Origin of the sequence: Saccharopolyspora dendranthemae (assembly GCF_007829955.1) — a bacterium.
Classification (GTDB): domain Bacteria; phylum Actinomycetota; class Actinomycetes; order Mycobacteriales; family Pseudonocardiaceae; genus Saccharopolyspora; species Saccharopolyspora dendranthemae.
Map to the genome: position 1 here is coordinate 516,158 of NZ_VIWX01000001.1, position 15,638 is coordinate 531,795.

Sequence of the window (15,638 nt, forward strand, 5' to 3'; positions counted from 1 at the left end):
CCTCAACCCTTCCCCAGCACGCCCGCTCGTCGCAGCGAGGCGATCTTGTCGTCGTCGTAGCCCAGTTCCCGCAGCACGCGGCCGGTGTCGGCACCCATCGGGGGCGCCCCGCGGGTCGGCACCCTGTCGGCGCCCGGCGGGCCGACGCGCACCGCGCTGCGCAGCGTGCGCACCGTCCCGAGGTCGGGGTGCTCGGTGCTGGCGACGAGGTCGCGCTGCAGGGTGTGCGGATCGGTCATCGCGGCGGCGACGTCGTTGATCGGTGCGCACGGGATCGACGCCGCGTACAGCGGTTCCAGCCACTCGTCGACGGTGCGGGTGCGCAGGATTCCCTCCAGCACTGGGAGGAGCTCCTCGCGGTTGCGGTCCCGGTCGGCGAAGGTCAGGAAGCGCGGGTCCTCGGCCAGCTCGGGCCGTCCGACGACCTCGGTGAGCCGCTGCCAGAACTTCTCCTTGGCGCAGCCCACCACCAGCCACCCGTCGGACGCCTCGAACGCCTGGAACGGCACCAGCGACGGGTGCGCCGACTGCCGGGTGCGCGCGGGCTCGTAACCCGCGGTCAGGTGCCAGGTCCCGGGATAGGTGAGCAGACTGATCGCGGTGTCGTAGAGCGACAGGTCGCAGTCGGTGCCCACTCCGTCGCGGCGGGCCGCGTGGATGCCCGACAGCAGCGAGATCGCCGCCACGTAACCGCCGCAGTAGTCCACGAGGGACAGTCCGGTCTTCTGCGGCGCGCCACCGGGTTCGCCGGTCAGCGACATCCAGCCGCCGAGGGCCTGCAGCACGTAGTCGTAGCCCGGTTCCCCCGACCTCGGCCCCGTCATGCCGAAGCCGGTCAGCGAGCAGCAGACGATCCTCGGGTTGATGTCCTTGAGGTCGTCGTAGCGGATCCGCAGCTTCTCCGGGACGTCGCCGCGCAGGTTGGAGTACACGGCGTCGGCGTCCCGGACCAGGTCCTCGAACACCTCGCGTCCCTCCTCGGAGCGGATGTCGAGGGTGATCGAGGACTTGTCGCGGTTGAAGGACTGGAAGAACAGCGAGTCGCCCTCGACGGCGTAGGGCGGCACCGTCCGGCCGACGTCGCCGTCGACCGACGGGTCCTCCACCTTGATGATCTGCGCGCCCAGCTCGGCCAGGTGCATCGAGCCGAACGGACCCGCGCCGTACTGCTCCAGCGAGATGATCCGCACGTCCTCCAGAGGCCTCATGACTCCTCCAGACTCAGCGGCTCGGCGGCCTGCGGGAACAGCGTTCCCGCCCCGCCGGCCTCCCGCTTGTGCACGTAGAAGGTGCGCTTGAACGACAGCACCTCGACGGCGTCCTGGTTGAGAGTGCGGGTCTTGACCGTGACGATGCCCGCCTGCGGGCGCGATCCGGACTCGCGCTTGGCCAGCACGATCGACTCCGACCACAGGGTGTCTCCGGCGTAGACCGGTGCGGTCAGCTTGAGCTCGTCGAGACCCAGGTTCGCGAACGCGTTCTGGGTGAGGTCGGTGACCGACTGCCCTATCGCGATGGCGATCGTCAGGGGCGAGACCACCAGCATCCGACCGAACTCCGACGAGGAACCGACCTGCGCGTTGAAGTGCGCCTGGTTGGTGTTCATCGTCAGCAACGTGAACCACGTGTTGTCGGTTTCGTTGACCGTACGGCCGAGGGGGTGCTGGTAGACGTCCCCGATCTCGAAGTCCTCGAAGAATCGGCCCTGCCAGCCGGGTTTCACAGCCACAGCCACGTTCCCTTCCGAGAGTGCGCCGATGTCAGGCGCGTTCGATTTCTTCCAACCGGCGGTTGGTGGTGCGCTCGCCGAACAGCAGCATCACCAGCCCCATCGCCAGTGCCGCGACGGCCAGGTAGACGTAGACCGCCGACATGCCCAGCCCGGAGTACAGTCCGGCGACCAGCAGTCCCCCGACCACACCGGCCAGGCGGCCGGAGCCGTTGGCGATGCCGGAGCCGAGACCGCGCAGGTGCAGCGGGAAGACCTCGGCGATGTAGGTGTAGAGCGTGGCGACACCGGTCTGCATGAGCATCGCCGCGCCGAAGCCGCAGATCAGGATCGCCGCCGAGTGCGGGATCAGCCCGAACAGCAGCAGCAGGACCGCGACCGCGACCTGGAGCCCGAAGATCACCGTCTTGCGCTCGAACCGGTCGATGATCGGCATCGCGAGCAGCGCACCGGGCACCGCGGCGATCGCCAGGATCGAGGAGAAGGTCAGGCTCTGCGCCGTGGTGTACCCGCGCTCGACCAGCAGCGTCGGCACCCACGAGCTGAAGCCGTAGAACGACAGGATCAGGAACACGCACGCCGCCGAGGCGACGATCGTCTTGCGCAGTGTGGCGCCGCGCAGCAGCTCGCTCACCTTGCCCGCCCCGACCGGGCGCTCCAGCTCGGGTTCCGGAAGCGGCTGTCCCGTGCGCGTTTCGGCCTGGGCCTCCAGCTTCGCGACGAGCTCTTCCTCACCGCCGGTCAACCCGTGCGCGGCACGCCAGCGCACCGACTCGGGCAGCGCCCGCAGCGCCACCACGCCGGCGATCGCGCCCAGGGCTCCGACGACGAAGATCCACCGCCAGCCGCCCTCGCCCAACGGCACCACCAGGCGCGCGGCCCACGCCGCGATGGGAACCCCGGCCAGGCCGATGGCCAGCAGCAACGCCTGGTACCGGCCGCGATGGGCGCGCGGGAACATCTCGCTGACCCACACCAGCAGCACACCGGTCATCGCCTGCAGACCGAAACCGGTGAGCACGCGCAGGATTCCCAGCGACCACGGCCCGACGGCGAAGGCGCTCAGCAACGAGAACAGCGAGTAGAAGAACACCGCGCCGATGAGCACCGGGCGTCGGCCGATGCGGTCGGAGAGTCTGCCGCCGACGATCGCCCCGAAGAACATGCCGACGAAGCCCGCCGAGGTGATCGCGCCGACGCCGCCGATCGAGAGCCCCCACTCGGCGCGCAGCGCCGGGGCGGCGAAGGCGAAGGAGTTGAGGTCGACCAGGTCGAAGACGAACAGGGAGCCGAGCAGCCACGCCCAGCGGTGGTGCGTCCTGGTGACGACCGGGATCCGGTCGAGGCGAGCGGCGAGATCGGCTGTCCCGCTGCCCGGCGGGGACACCCCGGCATCGGGATCGGATGGTCGAGACACCATTGGTCGTCCTCCCTCCGGCGCGCAACGCTGCGCGCCTGTCGGGCCCCGCGCCTCCTCGCGCGGAGCGACCGGGTGGTCCCGGCCACACCGGCGACATTAATCATCAGACATTTAGAAGCGCAAGCCCTCAGGCGCCGTTCTCGCTGTCGCCCGCGCGCAGCAGGATCGAGCGGGCCCGCAGCTCCACCGGGCGGTCGATCAGCTTCCCGTCGAGCACCGCCACCCCGCCGGATCCGGCCGCGACCAGCACTTTCCGCGCCCACTCGATCTCCTCGCGACTGGGAGCGAAGGCCCGGGCCACCGCCGCCACCTGGGCCGGGTGGATGCAGAGCTTCGCCGTGAAGCCGAGGGAGAGGGCGTGCGCGCAGTCGGCGAGCAGCACCTCCTCGTCCCGCACCGCCGTGGTGACACCCTCGATCGGCGCGCCGACCCCGGCCACCCGGGCGGCCAGGACCAGAGCGGATCGCGCGTGGCGCAGGGCCTCCACGTCGGCCGGGTCGACGCCGAGCTCGGCCGCCAGATCGACGCTGCCGAAGGCGGGCCGGACGACACCCGGCGCGGCGCAGACCTCGACCGCCCGGTGCACGCCGAGCGCCGTCTCGATCAGCGGGATCACCCGCGCGTCCGGCCCCAGCTCGGAAGCCAGCGCGGCGACCTCCACCGGGTCCTGCGCCTTCGGCAGCATCACCGGCACCGCGGGCATCGCCGCGACGTCGGCGGAGTACCACGGGGTCGACGGCGGGTTGATGCGCACGGCGACGCGGGACGGCCCGGTGGCCAGCCAGTCGCTGACGGCCTTCCTCGCCTCCGGCTTGGCGTCGGGCGCGACCGCGTCCTCGAGGTCGAGGATCACCAGATCCGCGCCGGACGCAACGGCTTTCGCGAAGCGGTCAGGTCGATCACCGGGAACGAAAAGGACGGTTCGGGCGCCGATCAGCGATTCTTCACTCATACGTCTGACTTTTACACAGAAGGCCCCCGCACGGTAGCCGTGCGGGATAAGGTGGGATGGCAGTCAGAGCGGGTCACGAGGCCGTGACACCGCGAGCAGCACTCCGGAGCGTGAACAGATGAGCTCGAACCAGGACCCCCGGGGCACCGCGTCCTCGCCGGCCGACGAGGGGCACACCCCCTCCCCGGCCGCGCCCCGAGCGCACCTGCGGGTGCAGAAGGTCCGGCCCGCCTACCGGCAGGTCGCCGACGAGCTGCGCTCCCAGATCATGCGCGGCGTGCTCGATCCCGGCTCCCGGCTGCCGTCGGAATCCGAGCTGACGGGCATGTTCGGCGTGAGCCGTTCCACCGTGCGCGAAGCGCTGCGCGCCCTGGCCAGCCAGCACCTGATCGAGACGCGGCGCGGCGTGCAGGGCGGATCGTTCGTCGCCGCACCCGAACCGAACAAGCTCGTCGACGACCTCGGCGGAATGCTCGGCGTTCTGGTCGCCACACCGCAATTGGGCATCGGCGACCTGCTCGAGGCACGCCTGCTGCTCGAACCGGCCGCCGCCCGGCTGGCCGCGCAACGCGCCGACCCCGACACCATCGACGCGTTGCGCGCCGCGGCCGAAGCGCCGCGCGATTCCCGCGACCCCAGCGGCTTCGTCACGCACATGGACTTCCACACCATGATCCTCATGGCGACCGGGAACCTGATGCTCACGATGATGGGCCAGCCCGTCAGCGACGTGCTGCGCACCCGACTCGACCGCGCTTCGGTCGCCCAGGAGCAGTGGGACCAGGTCGACACCTGCCACCTGAGCATCGTCGACCACATCGCCAACGGCGAAGCGGCCGAAGCCGAGGAGGTCATGCGCAACCACCTCCTCGACCTGCGCGACCTCTACGGCGAGACCTGGCGGAGCCAAGACCGAGACTGATCGCACGCTGACCCGAAACACTCACCAAATCCCAGTTTTAGTCCAAACCGAGGACCCTCGACGCCCGAAATGTCCGCTCAGTTTGGACTAAAACTGGGCGCGGACGCCCTCATTCGCCCGAACTCCCTCGCCTCAGGAAAGCCATGATCCGGTAGTTGACCTCGATGTCGCGGTAGGTGGCGCCGGGTGCCACCGGGGTCGGGAGGTTGGTGCGTTCGCTTCCCGAGGTGGACCGCTCGTCGGTGTCCCCGGAGAAGTCGACCCTGCTCTCCGGCGCTTCCAGGAAGGTGATCTCCTCGGCGCGCGCGGTGCTGGTGAACGACACGTCCGCGCGATGTTCCCGGCTCACCGGCGTCGTTCTCTCCTGGAGGGCGCATCGCGACCGCTGCGGCGCGCTCGCCGCACCGGCTCCCTCGGTGCAGCACGCCTTTTCGGCGATTCCTCACCTCCGGAGTCGTCGCCGACGACGTCGCGGGCGCCCCGGCCGACCTGCTCGGCCGCGTCGCCGACGTCCTCGACGGCTCGACCGGCGCCTTCGCCCACGTCCTCGGCGGCTTCACCGACGTCCTCCACGGCGGAGCCGGCGCCTTCGCCGACGTTCTCCACCGCACCACCAGCACCGGATCCGACCTCCTTCACCGCCGAGCCCGCACCCTCGCCCACGTTCTCCACGGCACCACCGGCACCGGCACCGACGTCCTCGACCGCCGATCCGGCACCCTCCCCGACGCTCTGCACGGCACTGCCGGCACCGGATCCGACCTCCTCGACCGCCGAGCCCGCACCTTCACCCACTTCCTCGACCGCTTGACCGGCGCCCTCGCCCACTTCTTTCACGGCGGAGCCGGCGCCTTCGCCCACGTCTTCCACTGCGCGGCCCAGGCTTCTGGTGAGGTTCTCCAGAATCTGAGGATTGCGGTCGATCGTCGTCAGCACCCGGTCGAGGACGTTGGCGACGTTGTCCAGTCGGACGTCGAGCCGGGCCTGCGCCTCGACACCTTTGATCTGCAGCGCGACGCGACCGAGCTCGGCATCGACACCCACGTTGAGCTTCAGGAGGTCGAGGACCTCGGCCTGGAGCGACACCCGCGCGCGGAGGTTCTCCACCTCCAGGCTGATCTCGTCGACCTTGACCACCGGGACATCGAGGTAGACGTCCGGATGCTCATCACGTCGCCTGGCCTCGGGCACGGGTTCGCCCTCAACACCGGACTCCACCAGCTCCGCGTTCTCCGGGCGCTCATCCTCAGCGGCCATGGCCGAACCCCCTCTCCAGCGGTAACGCGCTCGACTTCACCACCAGCCTTAGTCGGCGGCGTTCTCACCGGGTAAGAGGACTTCGGCCCTACCAGGCACCAGCTCGCGCTCCTAGTTTTGCGCTCACGAGCACTCGAACAGGAGGCCCGGATGAGCAAGGCGCAGATCGCGACGGCCGTAGCGGTCGGCTACGCCCTCGGCCGGACCCGCCGGATGAAGCTGGCGCTCATGGCCGGCGGGGTCCTGGTGGGTCGGCGCGTGAAGAGTCCCACCGACCTGCTGGCGAAGGCGGGAAGCTCGGTGCCGACCGAGCTCACCGGCACGCTCCGCGATCGCCTGGTCGATGCCGCCAGATCCGCTGCCGTGTCCGCTGCCAGCGGCAAGATCGACTCCCTGGGCGACGACCTGTCGGAGCGGGCCGCCAAGATCCGTGCCGGGAAGGACGAACCCGACGACCAGCACGCCGAGCAAGACGAGTCCGAGGACCAGCCTGCCGAGTCCGGCGACCGGCAAGAGGAGTCCAACGACCAGCCCGCCGAGTCCGATGGCCGGAAGCCGGCGTCCTCGCAGCGGTCGGAGACCCAGGACGCGCCCGCGCGCGCACCCCGAAAGCCGTCCGCCCCGAGGAAGCCCAGGGCCGCCTCCACCCGCAAGGCCGGTGGGAACGATGGCTGACGACGAGCGCCAGGAGACCCGCGGACTGCTGAAGGAACTGCCGTTCGACCACCTCAAGGACGCCGCTGCAGACCTCCTCGAAGCGATCGTCTCCCGAGCGGTCGGTTCGGTGACCGGCAAGATCACCGATCTCACCGGCAAGCTGACCGATGTCGCCAACGACGGCGGCTCCGGGACGACCGCGGCGCTCACCGGAGCGAAGGACCTGGCCGAGGGGAAGTCGCCGGTCAAGGCCGCGCTGAACGCCGGAGCCGCAGGCGCCAAGGACAAGGTCCAGCAAGCGCTGGGCGGCGGTGGTGGCGGCAGCAGCGGCGGGAAGGTCGTCAACATCATCGAGGAGTTCGACGTCGGTCTCCCGGTTCGCGTCGCCTACGACCAGTGGACCACGTTCGAGGACTTCCCCAGCTTCACCAGGAAGGTGGAGAAGGTCGAGCAGGAGTCCGACGAGACGATCACCTGGCGCGCCCAGATCTTCTTCTCCCACCGGGACTGGGAATCGACCATCGTCGAGCAGGTTCCGGACGAGCGGATCGTGTGGAAGTCGACCGGGTCGAAGGGCTACGCCGACGGCGCGGTGACCTTCCACGAGCTCGCGCCCACGATGACCCGCGTCCTGCTGGTCATCGAGTACTACCCGAAGGGCTTCTTCGAGAAGACCGCGAACCTGTGGCGTGCGCAGGGAAGACGCGTCCGCTCGGACTTCAAGCACATCAAGCGGCACATGATGACGCGCACCATCCTCGAGCAGGACGAGATCGAGGGCTGGCGCGGCGAGATCCGGGACGAGCAGGTGGTCAGAACCCACGAAGAAGCCCTCGACGAGGACCAGGACGACTACGGCGAGGAGAGCGAGGAGAACGAGCCCGCCTCTCGCCGAGGGTGATCGGCCCTCCCCCGGAGGGCCTCGGCACCTCCCGCCGCACCGACGTCGGTACTGGCGATCGACCCCTTCCCAGGTGTTTCCCAGCTCATTCACCGCCCGCGTGCGCATTTCCGGGCTAACTTGGTGGTCGGAAGCGCACCGGGCGGGAGGATCGACCATGAGCGGTCGCGGCGCACCGTCCCCGGGGTTGCTGGGGCGGCTTCGCGGTCACGTCGTCGGCCAGGCCGTGATGTTCACCGCGGTCGGAGCCGCGACCACGCTCGCCAACGCCGTGCTCTACCTGCTGCTGCGCGGCACGTTCAGCGCCGAGGTCTCCAACGTCCTGTCGGTGCTGACCACCACGATCGCCAGCAGCCTCGCGCACCGCTGGTGGGTGTTCTCCGACCGCGACGAGCACCCGATGCGGATGCACCTGCAGACCATCGCGGTGTTCAGCTTCTACTGCGCGTCGAACCAGCTCGCGCTGCAGTTGCTCGGCCTGGCGGTCGACGACCCGTCGAGCGCGGCGGAGGCCGGCGCCGTGGCCGCGATGGCGTTGTTCGGCGGGACAAGCCGGTTCCTGGCGATGCGCCTCTGGGTCTTCGCCCGGCGCGCGCGGGTTCGTCAGCAGGGGCCCGGGAGCGGACGCGATCGCGGCGTGGTGCGCGAGCGTCCCGGGCGCTGAGCAGAAGGAACGCTGGAGTGAATTCGGTTGCGGGCCCCACCGCGCGGAACTAGCGTTGATCGAACGTTCGAATCTCTGGGGGAATGTTCGATGCGCGATCAACGATGGCGCCGACTGTCGGCTGCGGCTCTCGCGGTCGGTCTCGGCATGAGCATGCCGGTGACCGCTGCCGCTGCGGATCAGCCGGCGGCCGATTCCAAGCCGGTGCTGCTGGTGCACGGCTACAACGAGGGCGCCGACGCGGCCTGTGAAGACTTGTGGAGCAAGGCGCGCGCGGAGTTCACCGGGCGCACGGTCAAGACGATCGGCTATTACAAGGGCGATTCCGGCTGCGACGAGGACGTCGACGGCGCGGGTGACAACACCACCAACACCGAGATCCAGCACATCGCCAAGGAATTCGCCCAGCACATCTACTCGCAGTACACGAGCAAGGGCCAGTCGGTGGACATCGTCGCGCACTCGATGGGCGGCCTGGTGACCCGAGTCGCCGTGCTCGGAACCCGTGAGGGCTGGAACGGATTCCCCCCGAAGGTCGAGGTCGACGACGTGGTCACGCTCGGCACCCCGCACGGCGGCATCACCAAGGCCCCCTGCTCCGATCCCGCGAAGTGCGAGTATCAGTGGTGGCAGATGACGCGCGAGGAAGACGGCGGCTCGGGATTCATCAGCAAGCTCCACGAGTCCGCGAAGGGAGCCCACGATCGCGGGTTCGACGACCCGTGGGCCGAGGGGATCGACTGGAGCCTGGTCGGGTCGGAGGAGGACACGACGGTCGCCTACGACCGGGCCATCGACAAGGGCTACTGGGCTCACCAGAAGTACGGGTTCGACGAGGATCTGAACAACAACGGCACGGCCGACTGCACGAGCCCGAAGAACATCGACCACCAGGCCATCCGGTGGGAACGCGACGGCGACTACTGCCTCCGCTACTGGCACCACGGCGCCGACGGCGGCCCGTACACCACTGACAAGGGTTGGGCGCCACTGGAGATCGCGCGCAACGCGATCAACCACAAGGGCGACAACCTGCCCCGCTGAGGTCGCGGCCGGGGCGCGGTGACCCGCGTCCCGGCCGTGGTCACGGCTGCGACCAGGCGACCGCGATCACGGCGGTGATCACGCCCGCACCGATGAGGAAGGTCGCCAGGCGAACGCCGCGGAACTTCAGCGCGCCGAGCCGCGAGATCGTCAGCAGCTGCTGCCGGTACCAGCGCTGCGGGTCGGCGGTGATGCGCTCGACGAACACCGCCATCTCCTCGTCAGTCGTGCGCCGGTTGCGGAAACCGCTGCCGCGCAGGTGCGGTCGCACCACCGCGAGCAGAGTCAGCACCGCCAGCATGAGCAGCACCAGCGCGCACCACAGCGCGACGCGCCCGGCGGGCGGGATCGGGATCCGGGGCAGCACCGCGGCACCCACCGTCACGATCGGCCCGAACGTGGCCAGCAGCGTGCTCGCCTTCGTGTCGGTGCGGGCGATCGCGGCATCGGCTCGCGCGAGTTCCGCCCGCAGCACCTCCACCTCGGCGCCGCCCCGCGTGCTCCCGCACTCGTCGCACTCCGACCCATCCGCGAGGTCGCGGCTCATCTCCGACTCCTACCGATCGCTCGAATCGCTCGGCCACGATACGTCCCGGCACCGCAGGATCGAGCGCGATCGCGGTCACGCGTTCAGATCTGCTCCCTTGGGTTCGCGGACCATCGTGACGGCGATGATCGAGATGACGCTCAGCACCATGATGTAGGCGCCGACCGCGTAGGCGCTGCCGGTGGCTTGGGTGAGCGCTTCGGCGATGGTCGGCGCGAAGGCCCCGCCGAGGATCGCGCCGAACGCGTAGCCGATGGACACGCCGGAGTAGCGCACCTTGGCCGGGAACATCTCGGCGTACATCGCCGACATCGGCCCGTAGGACAGCCCGATCCCGAACGAGAGCACGACGATGGCCAGCGCGAACATCACCGCGCTCCCGGTCTCCATCAGCAGGAACATCGGCAGCATCCACACGAACACGGCCCCGTACCCGATCTGGAAGGTGCGCACCCGCCCGATCCGGTCGGACAGCGCCCCGGAGTGGACCGTGAACACCAGCCATCCGACCGCTCCGACGATGGTCGCCAGCAGCACCGTCGGCCGGGACAACCCGAGGCTCTTGCCGTAGCTGAGGAAGTAGGCGATCACCAGGTAGCCGGCGGCGTTGTTGGCGACGAAGATCAGCGCGGCCAGCACGACGTTGCGGCTGTTGCTGCGGAACAGCTCGCGCAGCGGCGCGGACGAGTGCGCCTTGCGCTCCAGCATCTCCTGGAACACCGGGCTCTCCTCGACGAGCCGCCGCACCAGGTAGCCGAACACGATGAGCACGACCGACAGCAGGAACGGGATCCGCCAGCCCCAGGCCAGGAACTGCTCCTCGCTGGTCGTGGAGCTGATCAACCACAGCACGCCGGTGGCCAGGATCAGGCCCAGCGGCACACCGGTCTGCGGGTAGGAGCCGAAGTACCCGCGCTTGTCCCGGGGCGCGTGCTCCACCGCCATCAGCGCGGCACCACCCCACTCCCCGCCTGCGGAGAAGCCCTGCACGACGCGCAGCACGATCAGCAGGATCGGCGCGGCGGCCCCGATCTGCGCGTAGGTGGGCAGCAACCCGATGAGCGCGGTCGCGGACCCCATCATGATCAGAGTCATCACCAGCATCGCCTTGCGACCGAGCCGGTCGCCGAACCGTCCCGCGACCACGGCCCCGAGCGGCCGGAACAGGAAGCTGATGCCGATCGTGGCCAGCGACAGCAGGCTGGCCACACCGGGCGCCTCCTGGCTCACCGGCTTGAAGAAGTGCGGCGCGAACACCAGGCTCGCCGCCTGCGCGTAGATGAAGAAGTCGTACCACTCGATGGTCGTCCCGACGAGCGTGCTGGCCAGCAGCCGCCGCTCATCCCTGGTCCGACCAGCACCCGCAGCCCGCTGCACGGAGTCCGACATGCCTGAACCTCGTCGTTCGTCGTCCTTGTGTTGGATGTCTGTCTAGTCGCGACGACACGCCAGGTCGAGACCCCACCCAGACCCATTCACGATGAATCCTCGCCGCGAAGGTCGCGCCCGCTCGACATCATCACGCGGGGTCACGGCGAGAACCGGAACCGCCGACGACCGGATCAGTATCGCTCCGTGGCGGAAGCGCCCGGACCTGCGGGTTTCGGTAGGAGCTCGGCGAGGAGTTCGTAGGAGTGGCGGCGGTCGTCGTGGCCGTGGACTGGGGTGGTCACCATGAGTTCTCGAACGTGGGTCTTGCTCAGCACGGCGTCGAGCTGCTGGCGGATCGCGTCCGGGGTTCCGGTGAGCAGACCTCGGGTGCGGTGGGCGACCTCGGCGCGTTCGTCCTGAGTCCAGGTGACCTCGGCCGCGGCCTGCGGGGTGGGCAGGCGGATCCTGCTGTCTCTCAGGCGGCTGAGGGTCTTCAGGCGGGTGGAGCCCGCGAGCCATTCGGCTCGGGTGTCGGATTCTGCCGCGATGGCGGCGACGCTGATGAGGACCCGGGGTTCGGGGTTCGCGGCGGAGGGCCAGAACGCTTCCTCGTAGGTCTGGATCTGCTCCAAGCAGTCGGGGTTGAGGTGGTGGGCGACCGCGTACGGGAGTCCGTTCGCCCCGGCGAGCCGGGCGCTGGTGCTGGACTGGCCGAGCAGCCAGACGTCCGGGCGGTTCCCGACCGCCGGGATCGCCGCCACGGTTCCGCGTTCGGGCTCGCTCATCGCGAAGTAGCCGAGGAGTTCGGCGAGCTGGTCGGCGAGCTGGTCGGCGAGCTGGTCGGCGAAGTCGCCGCGATCCGGGGTGGTCTTGCGGACCGCTGCCACCGCTCGGGAGTTGCCGCCGGGTGCTCGGCCGATGCCCAGGTCGATCCGGCCGGGGTGCAGCGCTTCGAGGGTCCCGAACTGCTCGGCGATCACCACGGGCGCGTGGTTCGGGAGGAGCACTCCGCCACTTCCCACGCGCAGCCCGTTGGTGGCATCCGCGATGCGGGCCACCAGCACCGCCGGAGCCGCACTGGCGACTCCTCGCATGCTGTGGTGCTCCGGCACCCAGTACCGGTGGTAGCCGAGGGCGTCCGCCGCGCGGGCCAGGTCGACGGTGTTGTGCAGCGCCTCCCGCGCGGTGGATCCCTCCACGATCGGCGAGGTGTCCAGCACCGACAGGCGCACGTCGTCGTCCCGCACTGCCAACCGTCACCTCCGCACTGCTCAGATCGAGAACCGATCGTCCTTCACCGCGTCGAGGAACGCACGCCACTGGGCGGGACTCGCCGTGAAGTACCCCGTCTCCGGCGACTTGGAATCGCGCACCGCCGCGTGATCCGCCACGCGCCCGACTTCGACGCAGTCGCCGTTGGGGTGGCTGAAGCGCGACTTGCGCCAGCCGACCACGTGACCGACCTCGACGCAGTTGCCGATCGGATTGCTGCGGGTCGACTTCCGCCAGCCGTGGACCTCACTCATCTCGCACGCTCCCTCTCATCCGCGATCGTGCCGATGAGCTCCGCACTAGCCTCGGGGCTCAGTGCCAGCTTGCCGATCTCCAGCACGGCTTGTCGATACCCCCGCACCTCGGCGGCATCGACGACGAACGTCCCGGAGCGGTGGTGCTCGAAGTGGATCGTCGGCGGGGAATCCGGGAACTCGTAGAGGACGAACGGGCCCACGAGCCCCGGATGCCAGCCGACGTGCGAGGGAACGACCTGCAGCGTCACGTTCACCAGCTCCGCCGTGCTCCGCAGGTGGCGGAGCTGGTCGGCCATCACCTCGGAATCGCCGATCACGTCACGGATCGCGTACTCGCCGATCAACGCGTGCAGGCGCAGCGGAGACCTCCGCATGAGCACCTCGCGCCGGGACGCTCGCACCATCGCGCGGGTCTCGACGTCGCTCGGGGACAAGCCCGCCGCCAGCGACGCCGCGCGGGCGTAGTCGGTGATCTGCAGCAGACCCGGCACCGCCATCGGCGACCACTGAACGACATCGGACGCGGCTCGCTCGCATTCCACGACACCGGCGAGCTGATGCGGAATGCCGGGAATTCCCACGGCGAGCCAGTTCGGCTCGCCGGCGTTGCGGGCCATCTCGAGGAGCCGGCGCTTCTCGTCCCCTGTCACCCCGGCTGCCGCGAGCAGCGAGACCACGTCGGCCTGCGTGGGCACCCTTCGACCGGTCTCCCAGTGCGACATGGTCCCGTGGCTCATACCGAGCCGTTTGCTCAGCTCTCGTCCGCTGATCCCGGATTCTTCGCGAACCGTTCGAATGGCTGCGGCGAGCGCCCGAGCTCGCGGTGTCACCGCACCGATGTCTCCAGGCACGAATCGAATCGTAGGAACACCTGCCCGGTATATCCATCCCACTACCGGGTCATTGATCAATGACTACTAGACGTTGATTCTGTTCCTGACACCGAAAACAGCTGGGGGCTGGGATGTATCCATTTCACTGGGTTCCCACGAACGCGTCGCGGCACGCGAGCACCGATCGGCGACCCGAAGGCACTCTCGCGTATCCGACCGGAACCGCGGTCACGACGTTGTGCGGACTTTCCGGCCAGGTCGCCGACAACTCCGAACTCGCGTGGCTGTGGCCGTCCTGCCCGGAGTGCTACCGAGCAGCGGTCGAGATGGCCAGAGCGACCGTCGGATGAGCGCCGACACCACGCGGCTGGCGGTGTTGCTCCGCAGCACGCAGTGGATGCTCGACGATCTGGCCCACGAAGTCGGTTCCGGAGCGCTCAACAGCACCGAACTCGCCACGACCGCAACCGCCCTCGACGAAGTCGCCGCGCTCCTGCACGACCTCTCCCGAAGCCAACACCCATTCGCATGACCCGAACCATCGCAGACCGAATTCACGTCGAGAACTGTGCGCGCGAAATCCGCAGTTGTCCCGATACTTCTGAGGAAATCCACCTAGTAACTGTCTAGTATTGCGTCAGTTTCAGGTGTGGGACTCAGCTCGCACTCCGGGTTCTCGATCAGGCCGGGGCGCGCGGGCGAACCGACGAGCGCGAAGACCGAGCCAGGTCAGGAGTGCGAGCACCGCGACCACGAGGTACTCGATCAGCGGGATCCGGACGATCTCACCGAGATCGGCCAGCGAACGGGTCGAGTACACCCCGATCGCCGCCGCGAGGTAGCCCGAGACCAGCACCCAGCGGGTGGGTTTCGACAGGCCCAGGCCGTGCATCTGGGTGATGATGAAGACCCCGAGGAAGCCGAACAGGAACATCGGCCACAGCCCGTCCGGACCGGTGTTCATCACCGCCACCAGGGTTCCGTGCACGACGACCAGCACCTCCAGCGTCAGGGTCCACCAGCGGTCGGTGTGGGCGCGGGTGAAGAACAGGCTCCCCTGCAGCAGAAGCAAGAACATGTAGACGAAACCGATGAGATGGCCGCTGGTGCTCTCCATCGGGTGGAACCAGAACGTGTAGACGGCGGCCCAGCTGAACAGATAGCCGTGGTAGGTCCGGAAGAAGCGGGTGACCTCGGCCGAGATCGGCGCGGGCCGGCCGAAGAACATCCCCCGGCGGCGGTTCTCCATGATCAGCACGACGATCAGCAGCACGACCACCGACGCCTGCGAGCTGAACACCGACACGTCTTGGGCGAGCCCGTCGTAGAACACCTGCGTTTGCAGCTCGTGCAGCGCGATGAACGCGCCGTTCGCGACGAGCGCGACCACGTTCACCGGGTGCAGGCCCCGCGCGTACTCGCGGACGTGCCGCTGCGCGTAGAAGATCAGCCCCCAGCTGAGCAGCTGGTGCGCGGCGTAGCCGCCCCAGGCCGAAGCCCTGGTCCAGAACGTGGGCTCGGGCAGCTTCCAGTAGTACCAGGACGCGCCCCGATCGGGCAGCAGAGCGACGTCCAACCACCACCCACCTGCCCAAACACCGGCGGTGAGCAGCAGGCACGCGGCCACCCCCAGACCGAGCACGGTACGTGAGTTCGTCAGCATTCCCGGATTATCCACCCTCCGCGGACCGGAGATCACCGTCTTGACCAGGGGTGACCGGCGACGTAGCTTGCCTAGCAAGCGCTTGGTTCGGATGAGGAAGTGGTGTCAATGGCGATACCGGGTTCGGTGCCGGTTGCAGAGGCGGTGGA

19 protein-coding genes are annotated in these 15,638 nt (G+C 69.0%); 7 read left to right on the forward strand and 12 right to left on the reverse strand.

What is annotated here, in order from left to right:
* Positions 1-2 precede the first annotated feature (2 nt).
* The 4 genes from FHU35_RS02210 to FHU35_RS02225 all read right to left on the reverse strand — a co-directional run bounded on the left by FHU35_RS02210 (position 3) and on the right by FHU35_RS02225 (position 4,101).
* Positions 3-1,208 (reverse strand): CaiB/BaiF CoA transferase family protein, encoded by a 1,206-nt coding sequence (locus tag FHU35_RS02210; protein WP_145736186.1) that lies wholly within the window; start codon positions 1,206-1,208, stop codon positions 3-5.
* Positions 1,205-1,735 carry a MaoC family dehydratase gene (locus tag FHU35_RS02215; protein WP_425474091.1) on the reverse strand — a complete coding sequence of 177 codons (531 nt, stop codon included), beginning with the start codon at positions 1,733-1,735 and terminating at the stop codon, positions 1,205-1,207. Before FHU35_RS02215 ends, FHU35_RS02210 begins: the two co-directional genes overlap by 4 nt.
* A 25-nt stretch (positions 1,736-1,760) precedes the next feature.
* Positions 1,761-3,149 carry an MFS transporter gene (locus FHU35_RS02220; RefSeq protein ID WP_145736189.1) on the reverse strand — a complete coding sequence of 463 codons (1,389 nt, stop codon included), beginning with the start codon at positions 3,147-3,149 and terminating at the stop codon, positions 1,761-1,763.
* 127 nt (positions 3,150-3,276) lie between these two features.
* Entirely contained in the window at positions 3,277-4,101 is an 825-nt protein-coding gene (locus tag FHU35_RS02225) for an HpcH/HpaI aldolase/citrate lyase family protein (protein WP_145736190.1), read from the reverse strand.
* A 118-nt stretch (positions 4,102-4,219) separates the two neighbouring features.
* On the opposite strand from FHU35_RS02225, the gene FHU35_RS02230 reads away from it, so the two are divergent.
* Entirely contained in the window at positions 4,220-5,023 is an 804-nt protein-coding gene (locus tag FHU35_RS02230) for a FadR/GntR family transcriptional regulator (RefSeq protein ID WP_145736192.1), read from the forward strand.
* Positions 5,024-5,132: 109 nt separating this feature from the next.
* Here FHU35_RS02230 and FHU35_RS02235 read toward each other — a convergent pair whose 3' ends face one another.
* Together FHU35_RS02235 and FHU35_RS02240 are read right to left on the reverse strand one after the other, a co-directional pair.
* Positions 5,133-5,372 (reverse strand): hypothetical protein, encoded by a 240-nt coding sequence (locus FHU35_RS02235; RefSeq protein WP_145736194.1) that lies wholly within the window; start codon positions 5,370-5,372, stop codon positions 5,133-5,135.
* On the reverse strand, positions 5,369-6,280 hold the full coding sequence (locus FHU35_RS02240; protein ID WP_145736196.1) for a TrbL/VirB6 family protein: 912 nt from the start codon (positions 6,278-6,280) through the stop codon (positions 5,369-5,371). The genes FHU35_RS02235 and FHU35_RS02240 overlap by 4 nt, the downstream gene beginning before the upstream one ends.
* Positions 6,281-6,430: 150 nt before the next feature.
* Between FHU35_RS02240 and FHU35_RS02245 the strand changes: the two genes are divergently transcribed.
* The 4 genes from FHU35_RS02245 (at position 6,431) to FHU35_RS02260 (ending at position 9,546) form a co-directional block, all read left to right on the forward strand.
* The gene (locus tag FHU35_RS02245; RefSeq protein ID WP_145736197.1) at positions 6,431-6,955 is read left to right on the forward strand and encodes a hypothetical protein; all 525 of its coding nucleotides are present in this window, start codon (positions 6,431-6,433) and stop codon (positions 6,953-6,955) included.
* Positions 6,948-7,838, forward strand: coding sequence for an SRPBCC family protein (locus tag FHU35_RS02250; protein ID WP_145736199.1), 891 nt, complete (start codon positions 6,948-6,950; stop codon positions 7,836-7,838). The genes FHU35_RS02245 and FHU35_RS02250 overlap by 8 nt, the downstream gene beginning before the upstream one ends.
* 157 nt (positions 7,839-7,995) lie before the next feature.
* Entirely contained in the window at positions 7,996-8,502 is a 507-nt protein-coding gene (locus FHU35_RS02255) for a GtrA family protein (RefSeq protein ID WP_145736201.1), read from the forward strand.
* Positions 8,503-8,592: 90 nt separating this feature from the next.
* Entirely contained in the window at positions 8,593-9,546 is a 954-nt protein-coding gene (locus FHU35_RS02260; RefSeq protein ID WP_145736203.1) for an esterase/lipase family protein, read from the forward strand.
* Positions 9,547-9,586: 40 nt separating this feature from the next.
* Here the strand turns inward: FHU35_RS02260 and FHU35_RS02265 are convergent, their stop codons facing one another.
* The 5 genes from FHU35_RS02265 to FHU35_RS02285 form a co-directional block, all read right to left on the reverse strand.
* Entirely contained in the window at positions 9,587-10,093 is a 507-nt protein-coding gene (locus FHU35_RS02265; RefSeq protein ID WP_222429262.1) for a Pycsar system effector family protein, read from the reverse strand.
* Positions 10,094-10,168: 75 nt separating this feature from the next.
* On the reverse strand, positions 10,169-11,482 hold the full coding sequence (locus tag FHU35_RS02270; RefSeq protein WP_145736205.1) for an MFS transporter: 1,314 nt from the start codon (positions 11,480-11,482) through the stop codon (positions 10,169-10,171).
* 173 nt (positions 11,483-11,655) lie between these two features.
* A complete protein-coding gene (locus FHU35_RS02275) occupies positions 11,656-12,711 on the reverse strand; it encodes an LLM class flavin-dependent oxidoreductase (RefSeq protein ID WP_425474110.1) in 1,056 nt (351 codons plus the stop codon).
* 24 nt (positions 12,712-12,735) lie between these two features.
* The gene (locus FHU35_RS02280; protein WP_145736210.1) at positions 12,736-12,990 is read right to left on the reverse strand and encodes a DUF397 domain-containing protein; all 255 of its coding nucleotides are present in this window, start codon (positions 12,988-12,990) and stop codon (positions 12,736-12,738) included.
* Complete coding sequence (locus tag FHU35_RS02285) at positions 12,987-13,844, reverse strand: helix-turn-helix domain-containing protein (protein WP_246110023.1); 858 nt, start codon at positions 13,842-13,844, stop codon at positions 12,987-12,989. The genes FHU35_RS02280 and FHU35_RS02285 overlap by 4 nt, the downstream gene beginning before the upstream one ends.
* Before the next feature lie 113 nt (positions 13,845-13,957).
* On the opposite strand from FHU35_RS02285, the gene FHU35_RS02290 reads away from it, so the two are divergent.
* Together FHU35_RS02290 and FHU35_RS02295 are read left to right on the forward strand one after the other, a co-directional pair.
* Positions 13,958-14,176 (forward strand): HC3 family zinc finger protein, encoded by a 219-nt coding sequence (locus tag FHU35_RS02290; RefSeq protein WP_145736212.1) that lies wholly within the window; start codon positions 13,958-13,960, stop codon positions 14,174-14,176.
* A complete protein-coding gene (locus FHU35_RS02295; protein ID WP_145736214.1) occupies positions 14,173-14,358 on the forward strand; it encodes a hypothetical protein in 186 nt (61 codons plus the stop codon). Before FHU35_RS02290 ends, FHU35_RS02295 begins: the two co-directional genes overlap by 4 nt.
* Positions 14,359-14,469: 111 nt before the next feature.
* Here the strand turns inward: FHU35_RS02295 and FHU35_RS02300 are convergent, their stop codons facing one another.
* Positions 14,470-15,489 (reverse strand): hypothetical protein, encoded by a 1,020-nt coding sequence (locus FHU35_RS02300; RefSeq protein WP_186459224.1) that lies wholly within the window; start codon positions 15,487-15,489, stop codon positions 14,470-14,472.
* Between the last annotated feature and the right edge of the window lie 149 nt (positions 15,490-15,638).

Excerpts from the sequence above, each read along its gene's own strand:
- FHU35_RS02240 (WP_145736196.1), bottom strand. The coding sequence starts at position 6,280 with ATGGCCGCTGAGGATGAGCGCCCGGAGAACGCGGAGCTGGTGGAGTCC.
- FHU35_RS02220 (WP_145736189.1), bottom strand. The coding sequence starts at position 3,149 with ATGGTGTCTCGACCATCCGATCCCGATGCCGGGGTGTCCCCGCCGGGC.
- FHU35_RS02260 (WP_145736203.1), top strand. The coding sequence starts at position 8,593 with ATGCGCGATCAACGATGGCGCCGACTGTCGGCTGCGGCTCTCGCGGTC.
- FHU35_RS02225 (WP_145736190.1), bottom strand. The coding sequence starts at position 4,101 with ATGAGTGAAGAATCGCTGATCGGCGCCCGAACCGTCCTTTTCGTTCCC.
- FHU35_RS02300 (WP_186459224.1), bottom strand. The coding sequence starts at position 15,489 with ATGCTGACGAACTCACGTACCGTGCTCGGTCTGGGGGTGGCCGCGTGC.
- FHU35_RS02210 (WP_145736186.1), bottom strand. The coding sequence starts at position 1,208 with ATGAGGCCTCTGGAGGACGTGCGGATCATCTCGCTGGAGCAGTACGGC.
- FHU35_RS02265 (WP_222429262.1), bottom strand. The coding sequence starts at position 10,093 with ATGAGCCGCGACCTCGCGGATGGGTCGGAGTGCGACGAGTGCGGGAGC.
- FHU35_RS02280 (WP_145736210.1), bottom strand. The coding sequence starts at position 12,990 with ATGAGTGAGGTCCACGGCTGGCGGAAGTCGACCCGCAGCAATCCGATC.
- FHU35_RS02255 (WP_145736201.1), top strand. The coding sequence starts at position 7,996 with ATGAGCGGTCGCGGCGCACCGTCCCCGGGGTTGCTGGGGCGGCTTCGC.
- FHU35_RS02290 (WP_145736212.1), top strand. The coding sequence starts at position 13,958 with ATGTATCCATTTCACTGGGTTCCCACGAACGCGTCGCGGCACGCGAGC.
- FHU35_RS02250 (WP_145736199.1), top strand. The coding sequence starts at position 6,948 with ATGGCTGACGACGAGCGCCAGGAGACCCGCGGACTGCTGAAGGAACTG.
- FHU35_RS02270 (WP_145736205.1), bottom strand. The coding sequence starts at position 11,482 with ATGTCGGACTCCGTGCAGCGGGCTGCGGGTGCTGGTCGGACCAGGGAT.
- FHU35_RS02295 (WP_145736214.1), top strand. The coding sequence starts at position 14,173 with ATGAGCGCCGACACCACGCGGCTGGCGGTGTTGCTCCGCAGCACGCAG.
- FHU35_RS02230 (WP_145736192.1), top strand. The coding sequence starts at position 4,220 with ATGAGCTCGAACCAGGACCCCCGGGGCACCGCGTCCTCGCCGGCCGAC.
- FHU35_RS02245 (WP_145736197.1), top strand. The coding sequence starts at position 6,431 with ATGAGCAAGGCGCAGATCGCGACGGCCGTAGCGGTCGGCTACGCCCTC.